We start from the raw sequence: 22860 nt of genomic DNA, 5'->3' as shown, positions 1-22860 counted from the left end.
ATTTTGCAACTAAAACAAATCCCAAAATGAATTTCGCATTGACAGAAGAACAATTAGCCGTTAGAGACGCAGCAAGAGAGTTTGCACAGACTGAGCTTTTGCCTGGTGTAATTGAGCGAGATGAAAATCAGCAATTCCCTAAAGAGCAGATTAAAAAAATGGGCGAATTGGGATTTATGGGAATGATGGTTGACCCAAAATATAATGGTGGGGGTATGGATACGATTTCTTACGTCCTTGCCATGGAGGAGATTTCGAAGGTTGACGCTTCTTGCTCTGTTGTCATGTCAGTGAACAATTCATTGGTGTGCTGGGGATTGGAAAAATTTGGCACTGAGGAGCAAAAGCAGAAGTACCTGACCAAGCTAGCCACAGGCGAATGTATTGGTGCTTTTTGTTTGTCTGAGCCAGAGGCGGGGTCAGATGCTACTTCACAGCGTACCACAGCAGAAGACAAAGGAGATCATTATCTGCTTAATGGAACCAAGAACTGGATTACGAATGGTAGCAGTGCATCTTTCTATATTGTGATGGCTCAAACTGACGTGGAGAAAAAACATAAGGGCATTAATGCCATTATTGTTGAAAAGGGCATGGAAGGTTTTACCATTGGTCCCAAAGAAAACAAGTTAGGAATAAGAGGGTCTGATACTCATTCTTTGATGTTTCAGGACGTTAAAGTTCCCAAAGAGAACAGAATTGGAGAAGATGGCTTTGGTTTTTCTATGGCCATGCAAGTACTTAATGGCGGAAGAATTGGTATTGCTTCTCAAGCTTTAGGTATTGCGAGTGGGGCTATGGAGTTGGCTGTTAAATATTCTAAAGAGCGTCAATCATTTGGCAAACCCATCTGCCAACACCAGGGAATCCAATTCAAATTGTCCGAAATGGCTACAAATATTGAGGCTGCAAGATTGCTCTGTCTACAAGCCGCGGCTAAGAAAGATAAGAAAGAAGATTTCGTGAAGGAAGCCGCTATGGCGAAATTATTTGCCTCTAAAGTAGCCATGGAAACCACGGTTGAAGCCGTTCAGGTGCATGGTGGGTATGGTTTTGTGAAAGAATTTCATGTGGAAAGATTGATGCGTGATGCGAAGATTACACAGATCTATGAAGGTACTTCAGAGATACAAAAAATTGTAATTGCCCGTGAGATATTAAAATAGTCTAAATAGCCCTTGGTATTAATTTATTTATAATCTTTGTATTTATTATACATTATATTAGATTTATACAATAATACCAATGGAAATTAGCTCAAATCGAAGGGCTACTCCGAAATAATTCAATGGAGGACTATAATAAGATCATTGAGTCTCTTTCAGTAAGATTCATCTCAGCTAAGAATATTAATATTTTACAACCACTAACGGTTGAAAACTATTATGATGTAGAAAATGTGTTCATCTATGTACACAAAGGAGAGGTGAAATTTGGCAAGGAAAAAGAGGTTGTAAAAGAAAACGAAATTCTCTTTGTCCCTGGCGGAAAGATGGTGGGTCTGACCTATGGAAGTGGGGAGTCCGTGAACCTTTCTAATGACGATTTCATCAACAACAAAGAGAAGTTCTTTCAGACTAGTGAAGAGTTTGTAGCTACCCCTGCGCATGAGAATATCACCATGATCAACTTTGAGGCGAAGGTTTTTGATACGGTCAATTTCTTCGCGTCTTTGGATATTCCTGCCTTTGTGATCAAAGGCAATCACAATCTAATTTCTTTGGTTAAGTTGATTGTGTCCGAAATTTATTCTGAATCACCTGGTAAGGCTAGAGTCGTCAATTTGGAGACCGATCACTTGGTGGTTGAGCTCATTAGACACATTCTCAACAAAGGACTGTTTGTTGAGCAATTAGCTACCAACTCAACATACTTCAAGGATCCAAGGCTCATTGACATCTTCTCTTTTATCAAAGACAATCTTCAAGAAGACCTGTCCAACAAGGTATTGGCTAATGTGGCCAATGTTTCTGAGGACTATGTAGGTCAATACTTCAAAATGCTGACTGGAATCAATCCACAGGATTATATTGAGTATCAGCGCATGGAAATGGCTGTGAATATGCTTCGTACTTCCAAGAAAAGCATTCGCGAAATCGGCAAAGAGGTAGGGTATAAGGATACCGCTTATTTCTGTCGAAGATTTAAAATGATGTTTGGTATTCCTGCCGGAAAGATGAGAAGACGGGAGACCTTAATGAATGTCTAAATTTTTATTGATCGAATGAATCCGGTCAGAAACCTGGATTAAGAAGTTTTCCTCTTTCTCAATAGCATTTCCAATCACTATCAAGTCTGCTCCAGCTTCCAGTGCTTTGTTGACTCGACTGATTGAATTCAATCCACCACCTACAACTAAAGGAACCTCAATGGATCTTGCCACTGTTGAAATGAGTTTTTGAGGAATGGGCTCATCTGCCCCACTACCTGCGTCTAAGTAAATAGTTTGCATGCCAAGCATTTCTCCAGCCATGGCAGTACAGGCTGCTATGGTAGGTTTGTTTGCTGGAAGCGGAACGGTATTGCTCATATAGCTGGCTGAGGTAGGGACTCCTGAGTTTACCAGCATGTAGCCCATGGGAATGATCTCCAATTTACTCTTCTTTAAAACAGGTGCGGCTAATACATGCTGCCCAATCAAAAAATCAGGGTTTCTACCTGATATTAATGATAGCAAGAAGATAGCATCAGCATTGGAATCAATTTGTATATGATTGCCTGGGAAAATGACAACTGGAATTTCACAGTTTGATTTTATAATAGAGACAACTCTAGAGAAATTGTCATTAGTGATCAAACTTCCTCCAACCAGAAGATAATCAACCTTATTTTCAACACAGAGGTTGATCAGTCGCATGAGCTTGCCCAAATCAGAGGTCTTATCTGGGTCGATAAGTACAGCTAGTGACTTGACCTGGTTTGCCTTTTTATCTTGAAGTTGATTCAGCAGCTTTTTCATCTTTAGGTTTTTTTGCTGTTGAGCGAGAAGAATTTTTCTATGACTAAAGGTATTAGTTTTTGTAAACCAATGGATATCACTGAGGCAGTTAATGGCGAAGGTTTGCCATTGGTTTCTTTAATTTTTTTCTTTTTACCTGTTTTGACTGTTGATTCTGGAGCTACTACTTTGAATAGAATAGTGACAGCCAAAACCCCAGCACTTATAACTGCTAGTGTTTTTAAAGTACTTGCTAATTTAGATTCTACTTCAGTGGCTTCATTTTCTAATGCTGCAGCCAACTGGCGCTCTTTGGATAATAATTGTTCTCTTTTCGTTGGTATCACCTGACTACTCTTCTTCATTCTTTGACTTTTCATTGGAAATATTTTCCATCAATTTGGTCTCGAAAAATGCTTTGAGTTTCCCTGACTTTAAGAAGTAAAAAACAAGGAGCAAAAAGAATAAATAGATACCAGCAACAATCAAATAACCAATGGATTCATGCTCGAAATAAGCATTCAGAAAGTGAGCCAAAGCTATGCTAAGAAAAGTAATCATCAGGCCAGAAATCACTAGAATGACCAAATAGGCAATCAATTGAGCCAAAACATTGGAAAGGTGTTCTGTCAAGTCAAGCTTAAATAGTTCGAACTTGACTCTGATGTATTCGGTAAAAGTTTCCTTTAGTTTACTGATCTTTAAAATATCCACTTGCTATCATTTAGGGCATAAATATAAAGGATATCAATCAGACGATGGATTACTTGAGAGAAGATAAAAATAGAGATATGTCTAATGTCCAGACGATGGGCATGATCACATAAACAATAAGAGTGATTAATAGAATGGATAAAATATTGAGCAAAATGCCCACCTTGATCATGTCTTTCATTTTAACGGTACCGGCACTAAAAGCAATCGCATTGGGTGCAGTGGCAACTGGGAGCATAAAGGCACATGAAGCAGCTAGAATCGCTCCAACCATTAAATAGTATGGGTGCGTATCAATTGATATGGCCAGTGCAGCCAAAATGGGTAGAACCATACTTGCCGTAGCGATATTGGAAGTGATTTCTGTCATGAAATTCACAGCAGCAACTATCAGTGAAATGAGTAGCACTAATTCTAAATTTCCCCAAGTGTTGAGCAATGCCCCTATCCATGCTGCTAGATCTGTTTTAGCCACTGCGTTGGCGATAGACAAACCACCACCATATAAGACAAGGATGCCCCAAGGTACTTTGCTCATCAGTTGCCAGTTTAATAATTTTCCTCCTTCAGTATTTGGGATAAGAAATAAACACAATCCTCCAAATACCCCTATCGTGGTGTCATTGAGCCCAGGTAGGATGGGATTGAGGAGATAAGTTCTTGACATCCAACAAATAGCAGTAAACGAAAAGACCGCCAATACTCGTTTTTCTTCCGCGCTCATTTTTCCCAATTCTGCCAATCTTTCATTTATGCCAGCATTGGACAAATTCATGTCAGGTGAAATTTTGAATGCATATTTGGTGATCACCAGCCAGGTGATCCCGATCATTAGTATGGAAAAAGGGAGGCCAATTATCATCCATTCCATGAAATTGACTTCCACGCCAAAGGTGTCTTTAACAATACCTGCAAATACGATATTTGGAGGTGTTCCGATTAAAGTTGCCATTCCACCAATAGAAGCAGAATAGGCAATGGCTAGTGGCAAGGCTTTAGCGAAATTCTTGTTTTCATCCAAATTAGCAATCACGGAAAGCCCTATGGGTATCATCATCAGTGTAGTAGCCGTATTGGAAATCCACATGGATAAGAAGCCAGTGGCAATCATAAAGCCTAGAATCAATTGGCTGGGATTTGATCCTAACAATGAAATAATGTTTAGCGCAATTCGCTTGTGCAGATTCCACTTTTCTATGGCTATTGCAATCATAAATCCCCCAAGAAAGAGGAATATGAGTGGATGTGCGTAGGGGAAAGTAGTTGACCTCATGTCAACTGCTCCAGTAAGAGGAAATAGTACCATTGGAAGTAGTGCTGTTGCCTCGATCGGAATGGCTTCAGTCATCCACCAGATCCCAACCCATGCTGTAGTGGCCAATACAGCTCTTCCTTCTTCACTCAGGCCATCTAAAGGCAAAAAGAAAAACAGTATGATAAATGAGGCAGGGCCTAATGTTTTACCAATAAGCTTTCTGTCAAGTCTCATTAGGTGTTCAACTCATTGATGGCCAGCCATGCCATAAGTCCCGGGCCATGTGATAGTGCATCTTCATCAATGTCGAATGTAGGTGTATGCACACCAGACACGATGCCTTTCTCTTCATTTCGAGTACCCAATCGGTAAAAACAGGCATCTACTTCTTGAGAGTAATAAGAAAAGTCTTCTGCTGCCATCCAGATATCTAGATCAACTACATTTTCTTTACCCAAATAAGCAATGGCAGCTTGTTTGGCCCTTTCTGTTAACTCTGGTTCGTTCTTTAGAAAAGGATATCCTACTTGAATATTAAAATCACAAGAACCACCCATTGATTCCGCCATACCTTCCGCCATTTTCTTCATCTTGAGGTGCGCTTCTTTTCTCCACTTTTCGTCAAGTGTTCTGAAGGTGCCTTCAATTTTCACTTCGTTTGGAATGACATTGGTTGCACCCATGGCTTGTACTTTTCCAAAGCTAAGCACACTTGGGATTTTGGGTGCTGCCATCCGACTGACTACCTGCTGTAGTGCTATGATGATGTGGGATGCAATCACTATAGGATCAACATTGTGCTCAGGAAGTGCGCCATGTCCACCCTTTCCAGTCACGGTGACGTACAACTCATCTGCACTAGCCATATACATGCCTTTTCTGAAACCTACTTTGCCTACGGGTATTAAAGGCATCACGTGCTGTCCTATGATGGCATTTGGCGTTGGATTTTCTAGAATGCCTTCCTTGATCATAAGTGAAGCACCACCAGGGAAAAGTTCTTCTCCTGGCTGAAAAATAAACTTAATGGTACCTTCAAAATCGCCCTTGACCTGATTCAGAATATTGACAGTAGTCAATAGTGACGAGGTATGTACGTCATGTCCACAGGCATGCATCACTCCTTCATTTTTTGATTTGTAGGGTTTGCTGCTGTCTTCTATGATAGGAAGGGCATCCATGTCAGCGCGAAGTGCAATAACTTTTTTCTTCGGGTTTTTGCCTTCAATGATAGCCTCAATGCCATTGCCTGCAATACCAGTTTTTGTTTTTACACCAAATTTTTTGAGTTGATCAACTACGTATTTAGCAGTCTCAGTTTCTTGAAAGGACAACTCAGGGTTGGCGTGTATGTGCTGCCTATTGGCTATTGTTTCTTTGTGAAGTGCTTCAGAAAGAGTCTTTATTTTGTCTATTAGCGCCATGAATGAATTTTTGGTAATTTAAAAAAATTATGCAAAGCCTTCCTGGAGTCTATTGTTATTAACAAAAACTATTAAAAATTTACAAAAATGACTAACTGCTTTTGCGAGATTGAATCTTGCGTGAATGCTAATTAAGGTAAAACACTCCCTTGAGTCTGGCTTCCTCCCAAGGCTTTTGCTCTCCGTTTGATAATATTTCTACGTTATTTCTTGTATTGATAAAAACGTCTTCGATCCTTTGAAAAATTAGCATTTGTTTAACGAGCTCTCCAGTGTAGAGTCCATTGTCTCCCGTGCCATCGGAAGCAGTAGCTCCTGGCTCAGTGGCATAGGCGATGATGGTTCCACTCGTGGCTGTTTCCCGAGCAAGTCCTGCACCTCCTCGTTTACCTGTTGGGAATGGGTTATTTCTACAGGCATCTAGAATAATCATATTGAGTCCTTCATCATTCGCATAATCTATGGTTCTTAATACCCCTGTCAGCGGAATGGTTTTCAATTTGACGTCTAGACTGGAATTTATGTTGGCATCTGTTGGTACAAGATAATTCACCCCATCCACTTCAAGACCATGACCAGCGTAGTAAAACATTGAAACATCCACATCTTGGATAAGGTCGCCATATCTGAAAACCGCATTTTTCATCTCTTCATAACCGACATTGATCAATTTGATAACTTCAAAGCCTAAAGACAAGAGTGCCTGCTCCATGGCTTCTGCATCCTTGGCTGGATTGGCCAGAGGAGATACATTAGCATAGTCGGAGTTTCCTATGACCAGAGCTATTTTTTTCTTTTTTAGATTGGAGTGTTCAGATTTATTTGCATTAGGTGTGGGATCTATATTCCTAGTGAGGAAAATGTCTTTTACTATTCTGTTTTGCTCGTGATCCAGCGCCTCAATTCGAATTTTATTTTTCCCAGGTGCTAATGCGATTTTGGTCTCGAATTCGCCGAAGTTATTTAGAGAGGCTTCTCTTCCATTGATGGTCAAGGCCTTGAGCCCTCTGATGTTTTCAATGGTTCCTTTTAGGTTTATTTCTCTGTTGCTTGTTTGTGAACCATTCAACCCCCGACTTATAGGTGGGGACAAAATCTTGATTTCTGCGGTTGCATTTCTTTGAAGTTCGAAAATTGCAATCTGGCCATCTTCAGAGCCAGCGGCCAGCAACTGATTATCATCCGAAAGTTTCAGTATCGTTGGCTTAAAAGTGGTACTGACTCGATGCATCAGGCTGCCTGATTGGATGTTGATCAAGTTAATTTCACTCTTGTCATTACTGATGTAGATTAGGGTTTCAGGACCAGGACCTGCTACTATCTGATCTACTCTATCATTGGTTTTTATGCGTTTGATTTCGTTTCCTGTATCCCAATCATAAACAATCAGCATATTTCTCCTTTCAGGTTGTTTGCCCGATTGCATACCTCCTTTGGGGATAAAAATTTCTTGCAGTCCTACGATGAAATAATTGCTTCCTTTGCTAGTAGTGGCGCTATGTATTATTGATTTAGAACCATGGTACTCTCCACTCTCTAGTTTCAAGTGTTTCAAGATATTTTGCGTAGCAGGGTTCCAGATTCTCACTTCTCCCAAGTTGGAGATTTGTGCTATATATTGTCCAAATCGGTCAAATCCTATAAACAAAGAGTTTTTAGAATCATTCCGGCTATCCATTTTGGCGTAGCTCATATTTACCGATAGGTCAAACAGTTCGATGTACCCTTCTTTGGTAAGGGTACTCATTATTTTTTTATCTGGGTCTAATGTGGCAAGAACTGGAACAGTCCCTGTTTCGCTCTGGAATATTTGATCAAAATTTTGATCTAATTTTAAGAGTTCCCCCTTTTTATTGAGTAGCGTAATGAACGCTTTACTAAAAGAGGTGAGTAGGTAGGGCGTTTTTGATTTGGTCTCTTTTTGCTTTACCAGATTGGGAACATCCCACAACTGAAGTAATCCCTTTTTGTCTGTGAGCAAGATTTGTTCGCTATCCAGAGAGAGGTCTATAGTAGATATCGGTTGACCGTATGAGGTCTCAAATTGTTTGTAGGGCAATAACGAGTATTGCTGAGCCATTGAGAGCTGGCTCAGCAATATCGCAATCAAAAAAGTAATCGTTCGGTGATTCAACTCTTAATTTGGGAAAATGATACTGAAACCAATATTTAAGGCCAAATTTCCGCCGTCTGGTACCTCGTCAAGTGACGAATGTATGTATCCAGTATAACTTAGTTTGGCATCAATACTGGTTCTTTCTGTTAAGAAAATTTTCATGCCTACATTTCCGCCAAGAGACCCAAAGCTCGGTGGCTCATCAGATTCACTGTCGATGGTTGATAGAAAGGTGTACTGTGCACCCACATAAGGCATGACAACTCCAGCATCAGTAAGAAAAGAATAGTTGCCCAATAGATTGAGACCAACCCCGCCCGAATCAGCTGCGTCACTAAAACTGGCAAATAGCAACGGGCCAGCACCAACCGAAATATTATCTGTAACATATATTTCACCTGACGCTACCAGAAAGGCCTGGGTAAAAGTGAAATCTCCAACGGTTTGAGACGTGATGGATAAATTAGCTCCCAGCACTTTATCTCCCTTTTCGACTTGGGCAGTAGCCACCAACGCACAGGTGCAATACATTCCCACTAAAAGTATTTTTTTGAACATAGTATTTGATTTGAATTAAGGAAATTATCTTTTTTGTCCTATATAAGATAAAGGAAGAAAAGCACAATCAATAAAACAATACCTGAAATTAGGTATTTAATTCACAATTTTAATCTTGACTGGTACCAGAACAGCTCTAGAAAAGTGATTTCGTAAGGTTACGAAATCAGTATTAGCCTCCAGGCGCGAATAGTACTCGCCTACACGCACTTTGTAATTGGGTTGGTCATAACTCACTCTGGGACGCTGATCTTCCAGCACTTCGTAAGTTTTCACCTTCACCTGATTGGCTTTGTCTCTATTGTTGCCAGAGTAAAGCTGTATAGAATAGCCATCTACGTATTTGATATTTTCCCGTGACTTTTTGATTCTGTAAAGTACAGTGTCTAATTCGGCCTTGATATGGTTCGTAGGAGTTATAAATTCGGCTGTGGAAGCGTAAGTTTTCGTTGTTGTAGCCACTTCTACTTCTTCAGTTGCTTCTTCTGCCATCGTATAGGACGGTCTATGTATGGACAAATCCTCTTCATATACAGAGCTACTTGTACTAGTAGATGCTGTCGGGGCACAAAATTGCAAAAGAGTGACAATAGTAACTATTGGAAACACGAAGCTTAACTTTGATAATATGGTTTTCAAAATACGAAATTTAAAATAACTCATGAATAACTCAAGGTACAAAGTCGACTCTTAACTTTCAACAATTACACATTTTCCTTGTGCCACATCTGCCTCTACACTCTTGAATTTCACATCTTCTTTCAAAGAGCCATCAGCATATTGTGCAGTCACGCGGTCGTTTCTGCCATATACTTTTTCTGATTTGATAGGGGCGGTTTTTTCAACTGGAGCTGTTCTATTGTTAGCCGCCAATGTAGACCCACTGTCTGCTTTTGATTCGCTATAGTTTTGAGCTGCTCTTTGTTGACGAGCCTCCTGGACTTGATCTGGTTCTTGGACCGCAATTTCCGCTTTGGTCAAGAAGGAAATCGTGTCTTCATTCACTCTTGCCAAGAACTGCTTGAACATTTCGAAGGCCTCAAACTTATAGATCAATAAGGGGTCTTTTTGCTCATGGACAGCCATTCTTACTGACTGTTTCAAATCATCCATTTCGCGCAAATGCTCTTTCCAGCTTTGATCAATAATTGCCAAGGCAATCATTTTCTCCATAGCCTTGATCATCTCTCGGCCTTCCGTTTCAATAGATTTCTCTAATCCAGCTACAACACCAATTTGTTTTTTACCATCACTAAATGGGATCTGAATTTCTTTTACAGTTGCACCTCTTGTCGTTTGTATGTTTTTCAAAACAGGAAGTGCCCGTTCAGACACCATCTTGTTTTTAGTATGATATGCATTCAGTGCCTCATGATAGAGTTTTTCTCCCAATTGCTCAGGGCCTTGACTGGTGAAGTTTTCCTGATCTATTTTAGTATCCATGCCTAGGATACCCAAGCAGTTTAATTTCAGACTATCAAAGTCACCAGTGGACTTGGCATTAATAGCAATATCATCAGCCGTATCGTAGAGCATGTTTAAGATATCAAGATCTAGCCTTTCTCCATACAATGCATTTTTTCTTCTTGAATAGATCACTTCACGCTGCGAGTTCATTACATCATCATACTCAAGCAAGTTTTTTCGTGTGGCAAAGTTGTTTTCCTCTACCTTGGTTTGCGCTCTTTCGATTGACTTGGTAATCATGCTATGCTGGATGACTTCTCCTTCTTCAAGGCCCAATCTGTCCATGATCCGAGCAATACGGTCCGAGCCGAAAAGCCTCATCAGGTTGTCTTCCAAACAAACGAAGAACTGAGAAGAACCTACATCTCCTTGACGACCAGATCTTCCTCTCAATTGCCTGTCTACACGTCGAGATTCATGTCGTTCAGTGCCAATAATGGCCAAGCCTCCAGCAGCTTTTGATTCAGGAGTTAATTTAATGTCTGTACCACGGCCAGCCATGTTGGTGGCAATAGTCACGGTTCCGGGCTTGCCTGCCTCTGCCACTACGTCTGCTTCTTTTGCATGTTGCTTGGCATTCAGTACCTGGTGCTTGATGCTCTTCATGGTCAGCATTCTACTGATCAGTTCGGATATTTCTACGGAAGTGGTACCTACCAAAACAGGTCTTCCTGCATGGGTCAATTCTACAATTTCGTCAGCTACAGCATTGAATTTTTCGCGGATGGTCTTGTAGACCTTGTCTTCCATGTCCTTTCTTTGGATTGGACGATTGGTAGGAATCACGATAACATCCAGCTTGTAAATCTCCATGAATTCACCTGCTTCAGTTTCAGCAGTACCTGTCATCCCTGCTAGCTTGTGATACATCCTGAAGTAGTTTTGTAGAGTGATCGTAGCATAGGTCTGAGTAGCGTCTTCAACCTTCACATTTTCCTTTGCTTCTATCGCTTGATGCAAGCCATCTGAATACCTCCTGCCGTCCATCACACGACCCGTTTGTTCGTCGACAATTTTAACCTTGTCTTCAACAACTATGTATTCTGTGTCTTTTTCGAAAAGCGTGTAGGCTTTGAGCAATTGATTGACAGAGTGGATTCTTTGTCCTTTTACAGAATAATCACGGATTAATGCTTCTTTCTTGTGAAGCATGTCGTTTTCACTCAATGAAGAGTCTTGCTCCAACTGAGCGATCTCCAATCCAATGTCGGGAAGTATGAAGAAGTTTTGATCTTCACCCTCACCAGTAATCAAATCTATACCCTTGTCGGTCAGCTCAATGCCATTCGTCTTTTCATCAATAGTGAAATACAATGGTTCATCTGCTTCTGGCATCAGTTTTTGGTTGTCTGCCAAGTAAATATTTTCGGTTTTTTGAAGAACCTGACGAATGCCGGTTTCGCTCAAAAACTTAATCAATGGCTTGTATTTAGGCAGTCCCCTGAATGCTCTGAAAAGGGCGAGTCCACCATCGTTTTCATTGCCTTCTGCGATTAATTTCTTAGCCTCATTCAAGAACTGAGAAGTAGTCTTGCGCTGTGCATCTACTAGCTTACTGATTCTTGGCTTGAGCTCATAGAATTCATGCTCATCACCTCTAGGAATGGGGCCTGAAATGATCAATGGCGTTCTGGCGTCATCAATCAATACAGAATCGACCTCATCAACCATGGCGAAGTGATGCTTGCCTTGCATCAACTCGTCTGGATGACGAGCCATGTTGTCTCTAAGATAATCAAAGCCAAATTCGTTATTTGTGCCGTAGATAATGTCGCTTTCATAGGCGGCTTTTCTTTGAGGAGAACTCGCCTGATGTTTGTCAATACAGTCAACTTTTAAACCGTGGAATTCAAAGAGTGGTGCATTCCACTCGGCATCCCTTTTGGCAAGATAATCATTGACAGTAATCACATGAACGCCACGACCAGATAGGCCATTCAAGAAAGCTGGTAACGTAGCTACCAGCGTCTTACCTTCACCTGTTGCCATCTCTGCAATTTTGCCCTGATGAAGAACAACTCCACCCAGCAACTGTACATCGTAGTGGATCATATTCCAGACTACGTCTTGGCCAAATGCTTTCCATTCGTTGTGCCAAGTGGCAGTTTCGCCATTAATTTCTATGTGTGGTTTACTTGCGGCAAGCTGCTTGTCCATCATGGAGGCTTGAACTGTCAGCTTTTTGTTTTCTGTCAGTCGACGTGCAGTATCTTTTACAATCGCAAAGGCTCTAGGGAGAATGTCAAGTAGTTTTTCTTCGAGCTGTTCGTCTCTTTTCTTTTCGAGTTCATCAATTTTATTAAAGACTGTTTCTTTTTCGACAATATCAAGATCAGGATTGTCTTCAACTTGCTGATGCAAAGCAGCCATTTCGTCATCTATGGATTGTAGATGTGCTGCTATTTCTTCTTTCAACTCTTGAGATTTTCCTCTGAGTTCATCGTCTGAAATTTGGGCTAATTTCTGATATTCACCATTGATCAAATCCACGTAAGGCAAAAGCTCTTTCAAATCTCTATCCGCCTTTGTACCAAATACTTTGGCTATGCCTTTTGTAATAATATTTAACATGAATATTTACTTTTTATGCAATGTCTGTTTATAAATGAGTCTATGCCTAGCACCAGTACTCCAAAATGCAGCGTATGGTGTAAATATCTCATAGACTCTATGTAATGAATCGGTAAATTTAATTTCTTTTTTGTTCTAGACGTGAATCTGAGAAGGGTAATAACAAAAAACGAACCGTTAGTTTTTTATATGTCAAACTGGCCGACAAAAACTTGTTCGGCTGGGCCAATCAGCCAGATGTTTGAGAATGACTTATCAACGTTTTGCTCAAATCTGACCTCTAATTTTCCACCCTTTGCCTCAATGAAAATTGGGCTTCTGAGTCCTTTGTCAGCTGCGGCCAATGCTGAGGCGGTGATGCCTGTGCCACATGATAAAGTTTCGTCCTCTACACCTCGTTCATAAGTACGAACATATATGGTGTGGTCTTCTTTTACCTGCACAAAATTGACATTGGTTCCATTTGGTTTGTACGCGTCGGAATACCTAGTAGTCGCTCCTAAATTGCGAACATCTTTTTTGTCGACATCGTTGACGAACTCTATGTGGTGAGGGGAACCATTATTCAAGAAATAATGAGAATCAAACTTTTTTGGGTTTTGCTGGTCGCGCATATGTAGATGAATTAAGCCATTTTTAATGTCAGCTTCATATTCACCATCTATAGTCAGGAAATTGGCATGATCCTGTATAATACCTAAGTATCTAGCAAAACTTACGGCGCATCTACTACCATTTCCACAGAGACTTTGGCTGCCGTCTGCGTTGAAATACACCATTTCAAAATCCAGCTTATCATGATGCTCTATCAGAATGAGCCCATCAGCTCCGATGCCGAATTTTCTATCGCACATTTTTGAGACTAAACTGGTTTCGTGAGAAAAGATCCCTTCACGGTTATCAATCATTACGAAGTCATTGCCTGTTCCCTGGTATTTATAAAACGTAATTTTCATGGTTCAATCCGTATACGCGCTTTAGTACTTATATGTCCACAAAACTAGAAACAAAAAAAGTCCCGATAGATCGGGACTTTTTAAATATTTTGGTGAGCGAGGATTAAAGTCTCTCTTTAATTCTAGCTGCTTTCCCTTTTCTACCTCTTAAGTAGTATAGTTTCGCTCTTCTTACTTTCCCTTTTCTCAAGACTTCGATTTTCTCGATGTTAGGAGAAAGCATTGGGAAAATTCTCTCCACAGCAATGCCGCTAGAGATTTTTCTTACTGTGAAGGTTTCGCCATTAGAGCTAGGGTTTTTGATTTGTAAAACAGTTCCCTGAAACTGCTGAATTCTTTCTTTATTACCCTCTTTGATCTTTACGTGAACATTCACAGTATCACCTGGGTTGAAAGAAGGCATTGCTGCTCTCTTTTCTTTGTATTCGTCTTCGATTAATTTAATTAAGTCGCTCATTTTATTAGCTTTATATGCCCCTCCAAAAATCGGACTGCAAATATAGAAATTTATTTATTAAATAGTTCAAAGGGATTCAAAATAAAATTTTAATTCCTTTGATCAATCTTCGGAATCTGGGTTTTTAAGCAAATCAGGCCTTTTGGCCTTGGTTCTTTGTACTTGTTGCTCAAATCTCCAGGCTTCTATTTTAGCTTGATGTCCTGATGTCAGCACGTCTGGCACTTTCCAATTGTTATATTCGGCGGGCCTGGTATATACAGGTGGTGCAATCAGATCATCCTGAAAAGAGTCTGTAAGAGCAGAAGTTTCATCGTTCATCACGCCAGGCAATAATCGAATGACAGAGTCTGCCACCACTGCTGCTGCCAGCTCACCACCAGTTAGCACATAGTCGCCAATACTGATTTCACGAGTGGCGAGATGTTCGCGAACTCGCTCATCTACACCTTTATAATGACCACAAAGAAGGATGATGTTTTTTTTAAGGCTCAATTCATTGGAAACCCCTTGTGAGAGTGTTTCTCCGTCTGGGCTCATGTAGATCACCTCATCATATGCTCTCTCAGATTTGAGTTTGGTAATACACTTATCAATGGGCTCAATCATCAACACCATGCCAGCGCCACCTCCAAAGGCATAATCGTCGATTTGATTATGCTTGTTGATCGCAAAATCTCTAAGATCGTGAACATGAATTTCGGCCAGGCCTTTATCGGCAGCTCTTTTTAGTATGCTCTGATCTATTGTGCCACTAAACATGGCAGGCACACATGTGATGATATCAATTCTCATCTTCAAGATATATGTCTATAAGGCCATCAGGTATGTCAGCGTCAATCCTATTGTTTTGGATATCTACCTTTTTGATGATCTCATCTTTCAGGGGGATCAGCACTTCTTTTTCCTGGTGTATAACAGAAATAAGTTCTTGCGGACCTATTTCAAAAAGCTCTTTTACCTTACCTATATAATTATCTTTGTCATAAAGATCCATACCTACCAATTGGTGCAAATAATACTCACCAGCCTCCAGGTCAGGCAATACACTCAAAGGTAAATAGAGTTGGGAAGCAACAAGAACCTTGGCTTCTTCTATATCATCAACTTCCTCGAATTTAGCAATGGCCTTACTAGCGCTAATTTGAAGATGTTCAATAAAAAATGGAATCAACGAATCGTCCTGTTGAACGAGCATTGATTCCATTTCTTGATATGCTAAAGGATTGTCAACATCTAAAAAGAGTTGAACTTCACCTTTTAAGCCGTGGGTCTTGATTACATGACCAATTTGGTAGCAATCATCAACCGTCATAATAAATTATTCAGCGGCTTTTTCTTCTTCTTTTGAAGCGTCTTCAGCTGGTTTTTCTTCCACTGCAGGTGCTTCTTCTTTAGCTTCTGATACAGGTGCTTCTTCCTTCACCTCTGCTACTGGAGCTTCTTCCTTTTTCTCCTCTACTGCTGGAGTTTCTGGAGTTGCTTCATCTGCAGGCGCCTCCTCTGTTGGAGCTGCTGCCTCGGCTGCAGGTGCTTCTTCAGTTGCTGGAGCCTCTTCGGCACTAGCTTCAGCTTTGGCTGCTACTTCAGCTTCTTCAATGGCTAATCTTTTCTTAGCGATCTCCTCTGCTCTTGCTGCATTCACTTTAGCCTCAGCTTCTAGCTTGGTCTTGTTAGCTTCATCTTTGGCTTTTGCCAAATTATCAACTTTTCCTTGAACCTTGCTTTCTTTCTCAGTCATCCATGCTTCGAATTTCTTGTCGGCATCTTCTTGGGTGATTGCACCTTTATTTACACCTACTTGTAAGTGTTTTTTGTACATCACACCTCTGTACGAAAGAATTGCTCTCGCGGTATCAGTAGGCTGCGCACCGTCCATTACCCACTTAAATGCTCTGTCTTCATCAATGCTGATGAATGCAGGATCTGAATTGGGGTTGTACGAACCTAGCTTTTCGATAAATCGGCCATCACGTGGCGCACGGGCGTCTGCTACGACTACATCGTAAATTGCCTGTTTTTTTCGCCCTCTTCGGGCTAGTCTAATTTTTACTGCCATTTTATATGGTATAGTTTAAATGTTGCGGATCACGTCCACTTGTATTAAAAAGTCCGCAAATGTAGTGTTTTTTTATGAATAAATTAAAAATGAACTAGACAATAACTTATTAGAATATCTAAAAGTACTCTGGATGGGTTTAAATTAATATAATTTGATAAACGATTATACGGTTTTTGATTGTTTGATGTGAGGACTATATTTGTGCCAGCAAAGACAAATTAGCAAATGGATAAATATTCTTATATCGCCAATGCACACAGTGGAGTGATTGACGATATGTACCAATCTTACAAAGCCGATCCCAATTCTGTTGACGTTTCATGGCAACGATTCTTTGAAGGCTTTGAGTTCTCTCTTCAAAAATATGGTGAAAATGGTGAAGCAAGCACAGGTGCTGTTTCGAATAAGGAACTCGCTGTACGTGATTTGATTCATGCGTATAGATCGCGTGGACATTTAAAATCGGATACGAATCCAGTTAGGCAAAGAAAGGATAGACGAGCACTTTTGGATATTGAGGATTTTGGGTTGACCAAGGAAGATCTTGATACCGAATTTGAATGTGGAAATATCATTGGAATAGGGAAGGCTTCACTGAAGAAGATTGTAGCTTCTCTTAAAGATATTTATGAGGGAACAGTGGGGTTCGAATATATGTATATCCGAAAACCAAATATTCTGGAATGGTTCAAAGAGAAGGTGGAAAGAGAAGCGCTTAACTTCAATCCACCTGTTGAAGAGAAGAAACAAATTTTATCTAAGCTTAATGAAGCAGTTGTTTTTGAAAATTTCCTTCACACAAAATATTTAGGTCAGAAAAGATTCTCACTTGAAGGTGGTGAAACCACAATCCCCGCCCTTGATGCTGCTATCAACAAAGGTGCAGAATTAGGAGTGCAGGAAGTCGTAATGGGTATGGCTCACAGAGGCAGACTCAATGTGCTGGTAAACATTATGGGAAAAACCTATGAGCAAGTGTTCAATGAATTTGAAGGTGGGTACGTTCCTGATCAAACTATGGGTGATGGTGATGTAAAATATCACATGGGATTCTCATCTCAGATCGTGACTCCAAAGGGTCATACAGTGGATTTGAAATTGGCACCAAATCCATCTCATTTGGAGGCAGTAAACCCAGTTGTAGAAGGGTTTGCAAGAGCTAAAATTGATGGTCTATATGAGAATGATAATTCGAAGATCATGCCGATTTTAATTCATGGTGACGCTGCGATAGCAGGCCAGGGAATTGGCTATGAGTTGGTGCAAATGTCGAAGTTGGATGCATACTCAACAGGTGGTACGATCCACTTTGTGATTAATAACCAGGTTGGATTTACTACTGATTTTGATGAAGCAAGATCGAGTATCTATTGTACAGATTTAGCTAAAACGGTTGATGCGCCTGTGCTACACGTAAATGGTGACAATCCAGAAGCTGTAGTGTTCTGTATGAAAATGGCTGTTGAATACCGCCAGAAATTCAAGAGAGACATTTTCGTTGACATGGTGTGCTATAGACGTCATGGCCACAATGAGTCAGATGAGCCGAAATTCACTCAGCCTTCTTTATACAATCTGATTTCGAAGCATGCGAATCCTAGAGAGGTTTATAATAAATCGCTTATTGATAGAGGAGATATTGATGCTGGATTGGCCAAGTCAATGGATAAGGAATTTAAGGCACAGCTGCAAGATCGCTTAAATCAAGTGAAGCAGGACAAGCTTCCTTATACTTTACAACAAAGTGAAAAGGAATTCTCAGAAATGAGACTTTCAAAGCCAGAAGATTTTGATCAGTCGCCTGACACTTCGATTTCATTGGATACAGTGAAAAAGGTAGGCGAAGCAATGTCTAAAGTGCCAAAAGGTTTCAAACCATTGAAACAAATTGAAAAGGTGTTGAAACAGCGCAAGGAGATGTTCTTTGATAAAAAGGAACTCAACTGGGCAGCTGCTGAAATGTTGGCTTATGGATCTATGCTCCTGGATAATAACACGGTTAGGATTTCTGGTCAGGATACCAAGCGCGGTACATTCTCGCATAGACATGCTGTAGTAAGAGATATGAACACCAATGAGGCGTATAGTTTCTTGGATCATATTGAAGGTTGTGAGAAAGACTTTAAGATATATAACTCTTTACTTTCAGAGTTTGGTTGTATGGGATTTGAGTTTGGCTATGCCATGGCTGATCCAAATGCAGTTGTAATTTGGGAAGCGCAGTTCGGAGATTTTGCCAATGGCGCCCAAGTGATGGTAGATCAGTTTATTTCTTGTTCTTACACCAAGTGGAGGAGAATGAATGGACTTGTACTTCTATTGCCGCATGGATACGAAGGCCAAGGCCCAGAGCACTCTAACGCTAGACCTGAACGTTATTTGCAGCTGGCTTCGGGGAACAATATGTATATCTGTAACCTGACTACACCAGCGAATTATTTCCACATGATCAGAAGACAGTTGGCGATGCCATTTAGAATGCCCTGCATTCTAATGTCGCCAAAATCTCTTTTCAGACATCCATTGGTAATGTCTAAAATGGAAGAATTTACCAAAGGTAAATTTAGAGAAGTAATTGGCGACGATTATGCAGAACCTAAAAAGGTCAAAAAGGTGCTGTTGTGCAATGGCAAAGTGTATTTTGATTTGCTAGAAAAGCAACAAGCAGATAAGCGTAAGGATGTGGCGATCATTAGAGTAGAGCAGTTGCATCCATTTCCGAAAAAACAAGTTTTGGCTGAACTGAAAAAGTACAAAGTAGACATGGTTTACTGGGTACAAGAAGAGCCAGAAAACATGGGTGCTTGGTCATTTATTTTGAGAGTATTCAGAGAGGTGACGAAAGATGTGATTTCGCGAAAGGCGGCGGCTTCACCTGCGACTGGTTATTCCAAGGTTCATAAGCAAGAGCAGGAAAACTTGGTAAATCAGGCCTTCACTTTGTAATATCAAACGAGACTTAAAAAATTTAATAATAAAGAAATGATTGAAGTTAAAATACCAACCGTTGGTGAATCGATAACCGAAGTGACGGTTTCGCAATGGACCAAGCAGAGTGGCGATTATGTCGAAATGGACGAAGTCATCTGCGAACTGGAATCAGACAAAGCAACCTTCGAACTCAATGCTGAGGCAGCTGGAATTCTCACTATCAAAGTAGAAGAAGGCGAAACTATAGAAATAGGTACGGTCGTTTGTACTATTGATGAAACTGCTGCAGGTGCAGGAGCCTTATCATCAGCACCTACTGCTAAAATCGAATCTGTACCAGCATCATCTGATGGAGGAAAAACTGGAGAGACCTTAGAAATGAAAGTACCTACTGTAGGCGAGTCAATTACTGAGGTAACTATTGGTGCTTGGATGAAGCAAGATGGTGATGTAGTGGAACTCGATGAGCCAATTGCTGAAATTGAGTCAGACAAGGCTACTTTCGAATTGGCTGCCGAAGCTCGTGGTGTTCTCAAAATAGTAGCTCAAGAAGGTGATACAATCGAAATAGGTGCACTGATATGTAAAATTGACGTGATGGCCGGAGTGGCATCTGCACCTGCGGCAGCACCCACTCCAGAGGTAACAGCAGAAACCCCAACTGGAGCTCCAGGTTACGCAGCTGGACACCCATCTCCTGCTGCGGCTAAGATTTTGGCTGAAAAGGGCATTCCAGCTGGCGATTTGGTGGGTTCTGGTGTTGGAGGCAGAATCACAAAGGATGACGCACAAGCAGCTCAAAAATCTTCTCCTGCTGCAGCTAGCACCCCAGCTAAAGAAACTGCTCCTGCGGTTCCAGCTTTTGGTGGTGGTAGAGAACAAACCAGAAAGAAATTAACTCCATTGAGAAAGACGGTAGCAAAGCGTTTGGTTTCTGTAAAGAATGAAACAGCTATGCTGACTACTTTCAATGAAGTAGATATGAAGCCAGTCATGGACCTTCGTAAAAAATACAAAGATGCTTTTAAGGATAAGTATGAGGTCGGCTTGGGTTTCATGTCTTTCTTCATCAAAGCAGCTTGTCAAGCCCTGCAAGAATGGCCAGCAGTAAATGCACAGATTGATGGCAATGAGATTGTATATAATGATTTTTGTGATGTGTCAATAGCAGTATCTGCTCCTAAAGGCTTGGTGGTGCCAGTAATCAGAAACGCAGAATCACTTTCGTTCAATCAAGTAGAAAGTGAAGTGGTAAGACTAGCTAAAAAGGCCAGAGACAACAAATTGAGTATTGACGAGATGCAGGGTGGAACATTTACTGTGACCAATGGTGGTATCTTTGGTTCTATGCTTTCTACACCTATTATCAATGCACCTCAGTCGGCCATTTTAGGCATGCACAATATTGTAGAACGACCAGTGGCTATCAACGGACAAGTTGAAATCAGACCAATCATGTACTTGGCGTTGTCTTACGACCATAGAATTATTGACGGTAAAGAGTCTGTAAGTTTCTTGGTAAGGATAAAAGAGTTGCTTGAAGATCCAGCTCGATTGATGTTAGGAATTTAAAACAGTACAAAGTCTAAAGTACAAAGTTTTAGAATGAATCGATATCAAGATTTACAAGTTTGGAAAAAGTCAATGGATCTTGTTGAAGAGGTTTATGCTGTGGTGAAAAGTTTTCCAAATGACGAAAAGTTCGGTTTGATTAGCCAGATTAGAAGATGTGCAGTTTCAATTCCTTCAAATATTGCAGAAGGTAGTGGACGCACTTCAAAAAAGGAGTTTGCCCATTTTTTATCGATTGCAACAGGTTCTCTTTTCGAGTTAAATACTCAAATCCAGATTTCAACAAGAATTGGTTACCTGAAAAATGAAAAACAAGAAGTTCTAACCCAAAACATAGATGAAATCCATCGAATGTTATTTGGCCTGATGACTTCCTTAAAATAAGACGAACTGTACTTTGTACTCAATACTTAGTACCATATACTAAAATTATGAAATACGACGTAACGGTAATAGGATCCGGCCCTGGGGGCTATGTAGCAGCTATCAGATGTGCACAATTAGGATTCAAAACTGCGATAGTAGAAAAATATAATACATTAGGAGGAACCTGTCTGAATGTGGGCTGCATTCCTTCCAAGGCTTTGTTGGATTCGTCTGAGCATTTTCACAATGCCGAACATACCTTCAAAGAGCACGGGATTGATATTCCTGCTCCAAAGGTAAACTTCAAACAAATGATTGCCCGAAAGGGTGATGTGGTAAAGGCAAATACTGACGGTATTCAGTTTTTGATGAAGAAAAACAAAATTGATGTTTTTCATGGTCATGGCTCGTTTGTTGACAAAAACACTATTAAAGTAGCGGGCGAAAAGGAAGAAACTATTTCAACAGACAAGGTAATAATAGCGACAGGATCAAAGCCATCTTCTCTACCCTTCATCAATATTGATAAGAAAAGAGTGATCACAAGTACCGAGGCACTAGAGTTGAAAGAAATTCCCAAACACATGATAATCATTGGTGGTGGTGTGATTGGATTGGAATTGGGTTCTGTTTACAAAAGACTGGGTGCCGACGTTTCTGTTGTAGAATTCTTTGATAGAATTATTCCAGGAATGGACAGTACCATGTCTAAAGAATTGACGAAGTCTTTGAAGAAACTAGGAGTAAAATTCTACCTCAAGCATAAAGTGACTGGCGTAGAAGTCAAAGGCAAGAATGTAACCGTGAAAGCCGATACCCCCAATGGGGAGGTAGTTGAGCTCAAAGGCGATTATTGCCTAGTGTCTATTGGGCGAAGAGCGTATACTGATGGACTTGGACTAGAGAATGTTGGAATCACAACAGACAAAGCTGGGCGTATTGAAACGGACGATCATCTGAGGACTTCGGCTGATAATATCTATGCGATTGGCGATGTGGTGAAGGGGGCTATGCTCGCTCACAAAGCGGAAGAGGAAGGAGTTTTAGTAGCTGAGCAATTGGCAGGGCAGAAGCCGCATATCAATTACAACCTGATTCCAGGGGTAGTTTACACTTGGCCAGAAGTGGCTGGAGTTGGACAAACAGAGGAACAACTGAAAGAAGCTGGCAAAGCGTATAAAGTAGGATCATTTCCATACAAAGCCCTAGGTAGAGCCAGAGCCAGTATGGATACGGACGGATTGGTGAAAATCTTGGCTGACAAAACCACGGAAGAGATTTTAGGTGTTCACATCATTGGTGCTAGGGCAGCAGATATGATTGCCGCTGGTGTGACGGCCATGGAATTTAGAGCGTCTGCAGAAGATGTTTCCAGAATGTCACATGCTCACCCGACTTACATGGAAGCCGTGAAGGAAGCATGCTTGGCAGCAACAGATGCAGGGCCGATTCATATGTAAAAGGTTAGTGTTT

20 protein-coding genes are annotated in these 22860 nt (G+C 40.7%); 6 read left to right on the top strand and 14 right to left on the bottom strand.

Going from position 1 to position 22860, the window contains the following annotated elements:
- The first annotated feature begins 26 nt into the window (after window positions 1–26).
- Both B9A58_RS08780 and B9A58_RS08775 read left to right on the top strand, forming a co-directional pair.
- Window positions 27–1166, top strand: a complete 1140-nt coding sequence (locus tag B9A58_RS08780) for an acyl-CoA dehydrogenase (RefSeq protein ID WP_084372406.1) — start codon at window positions 27–29, stop codon at window positions 1164–1166.
- A gap of 122 nt (window positions 1167–1288) precedes the next feature.
- The gene (locus B9A58_RS08775) at window positions 1289–2209 is read left to right on the top strand and encodes a helix-turn-helix domain-containing protein (protein ID WP_084372404.1); all 921 of its coding nucleotides are present in this window, start codon (window positions 1289–1291) and stop codon (window positions 2207–2209) included.
- On the opposite strand, the gene B9A58_RS08770 is transcribed toward B9A58_RS08775, so the two are convergent.
- The 14 genes from B9A58_RS08770 to B9A58_RS08705 form a co-directional block, all read right to left on the bottom strand.
- Window positions 2195–2959 carry a phosphoglycerol geranylgeranyltransferase gene (locus tag B9A58_RS08770; protein WP_084372402.1) on the bottom strand — a complete coding sequence of 255 codons (765 nt, stop codon included), beginning with the start codon at window positions 2957–2959 and terminating at the stop codon, window positions 2195–2197. The genes B9A58_RS08775 and B9A58_RS08770 overlap by 15 nt on opposite strands.
- A 2-nt stretch (window positions 2960–2961) precedes the next feature.
- Window positions 2962–3303, bottom strand: coding sequence for a hypothetical protein (locus tag B9A58_RS08765; protein ID WP_084372400.1), 342 nt, complete (start codon window positions 3301–3303; stop codon window positions 2962–2964).
- Window positions 3290–3652, bottom strand: coding sequence for a phage holin family protein (locus tag B9A58_RS08760; protein ID WP_084372398.1), 363 nt, complete (start codon window positions 3650–3652; stop codon window positions 3290–3292). The genes B9A58_RS08765 and B9A58_RS08760 overlap by 14 nt, the downstream gene beginning before the upstream one ends.
- 49 nt (window positions 3653–3701) lie before the next feature.
- On the bottom strand, window positions 3702–5141 hold the full coding sequence (locus tag B9A58_RS08755; protein WP_084372396.1) for an SLC13 family permease: 1440 nt from the start codon (window positions 5139–5141) through the stop codon (window positions 3702–3704).
- Window positions 5141–6331 (bottom strand): M20 metallopeptidase family protein, encoded by a 1191-nt coding sequence (locus B9A58_RS08750; protein WP_084372394.1) that lies wholly within the window; start codon window positions 6329–6331, stop codon window positions 5141–5143. The genes B9A58_RS08755 and B9A58_RS08750 overlap by 1 nt, the downstream gene beginning before the upstream one ends.
- A gap of 127 nt (window positions 6332–6458) precedes the next feature.
- Window positions 6459–8411, bottom strand: a complete 1953-nt coding sequence (locus B9A58_RS08745) for a caspase family protein (protein WP_084372392.1) — start codon at window positions 8409–8411, stop codon at window positions 6459–6461.
- Between the two features lie 57 nt (window positions 8412–8468).
- The gene (locus tag B9A58_RS08740) at window positions 8469–9005 is read right to left on the bottom strand and encodes an outer membrane beta-barrel protein (RefSeq protein ID WP_084372391.1); all 537 of its coding nucleotides are present in this window, start codon (window positions 9003–9005) and stop codon (window positions 8469–8471) included.
- A 96-nt stretch (window positions 9006–9101) separates the two neighbouring features.
- The gene (locus B9A58_RS08735) at window positions 9102–9644 is read right to left on the bottom strand and encodes an SPOR domain-containing protein (RefSeq protein WP_176214732.1); all 543 of its coding nucleotides are present in this window, start codon (window positions 9642–9644) and stop codon (window positions 9102–9104) included.
- Window positions 9645–9695: 51 nt separating this feature from the next.
- Window positions 9696–13043, bottom strand: coding sequence for a preprotein translocase subunit SecA (secA, locus tag B9A58_RS08730; RefSeq protein ID WP_084372387.1), 3348 nt, complete (start codon window positions 13041–13043; stop codon window positions 9696–9698).
- 185 nt (window positions 13044–13228) lie between these two features.
- Window positions 13229–13999 (bottom strand): diaminopimelate epimerase, encoded by a 771-nt coding sequence (gene dapF / locus B9A58_RS08725; RefSeq protein ID WP_084372385.1) that lies wholly within the window; start codon window positions 13997–13999, stop codon window positions 13229–13231.
- A gap of 103 nt (window positions 14000–14102) precedes the next feature.
- Window positions 14103–14456 (bottom strand): 50S ribosomal protein L19, encoded by a 354-nt coding sequence (gene rplS, locus B9A58_RS08720; protein WP_084372383.1) that lies wholly within the window; start codon window positions 14454–14456, stop codon window positions 14103–14105.
- A gap of 102 nt (window positions 14457–14558) precedes the next feature.
- Window positions 14559–15251, bottom strand: coding sequence for a tRNA (guanosine(37)-N1)-methyltransferase TrmD (gene trmD, locus B9A58_RS08715; RefSeq protein WP_084372381.1), 693 nt, complete (start codon window positions 15249–15251; stop codon window positions 14559–14561).
- Window positions 15241–15771, bottom strand: coding sequence for a ribosome maturation factor RimM (rimM, locus tag B9A58_RS08710; RefSeq protein ID WP_084372379.1), 531 nt, complete (start codon window positions 15769–15771; stop codon window positions 15241–15243). Before rimM ends, trmD begins: the two co-directional genes overlap by 11 nt.
- A gap of 6 nt (window positions 15772–15777) precedes the next feature.
- A complete protein-coding gene (locus B9A58_RS08705; protein WP_084372377.1) occupies window positions 15778–16515 on the bottom strand; it encodes a 30S ribosomal protein S16 in 738 nt (245 codons plus the stop codon).
- A gap of 228 nt (window positions 16516–16743) precedes the next feature.
- Here B9A58_RS08705 and B9A58_RS08700 point away from each other — a divergent pair, with 228 nt between their 5' ends.
- From B9A58_RS08700 to lpdA, 4 genes are read left to right on the top strand one after another with little or no spacing between them, the layout of a single operon-like run.
- Complete coding sequence (locus B9A58_RS08700) at window positions 16744–19464, top strand: 2-oxoglutarate dehydrogenase E1 component (protein ID WP_084372375.1); 2721 nt, start codon at window positions 16744–16746, stop codon at window positions 19462–19464.
- 36 nt (window positions 19465–19500) lie between these two features.
- Window positions 19501–21021, top strand: coding sequence for a 2-oxoglutarate dehydrogenase complex dihydrolipoyllysine-residue succinyltransferase (odhB, locus tag B9A58_RS08695; RefSeq protein ID WP_084372373.1), 1521 nt, complete (start codon window positions 19501–19503; stop codon window positions 21019–21021).
- A 33-nt stretch (window positions 21022–21054) separates the two neighbouring features.
- Entirely contained in the window at window positions 21055–21405 is a 351-nt protein-coding gene (locus B9A58_RS08690; protein ID WP_084372371.1) for a four helix bundle protein, read from the top strand.
- A gap of 47 nt (window positions 21406–21452) precedes the next feature.
- On the top strand, window positions 21453–22847 hold the full coding sequence (gene lpdA, locus B9A58_RS08685) for a dihydrolipoyl dehydrogenase (RefSeq protein WP_084372369.1): 1395 nt from the start codon (window positions 21453–21455) through the stop codon (window positions 22845–22847).
- Window positions 22848–22860 lie beyond the last annotated feature (13 nt).

Source organism: Reichenbachiella faecimaris, from assembly GCF_900176375.1.
Lineage (GTDB): Bacteria > Bacteroidota > Bacteroidia > Cytophagales > Cyclobacteriaceae > Reichenbachiella > Reichenbachiella faecimaris.
Note: the sequence above shows the minus strand (reverse complement) of the source record. Positions and strands in the feature narration are given on the sequence as shown.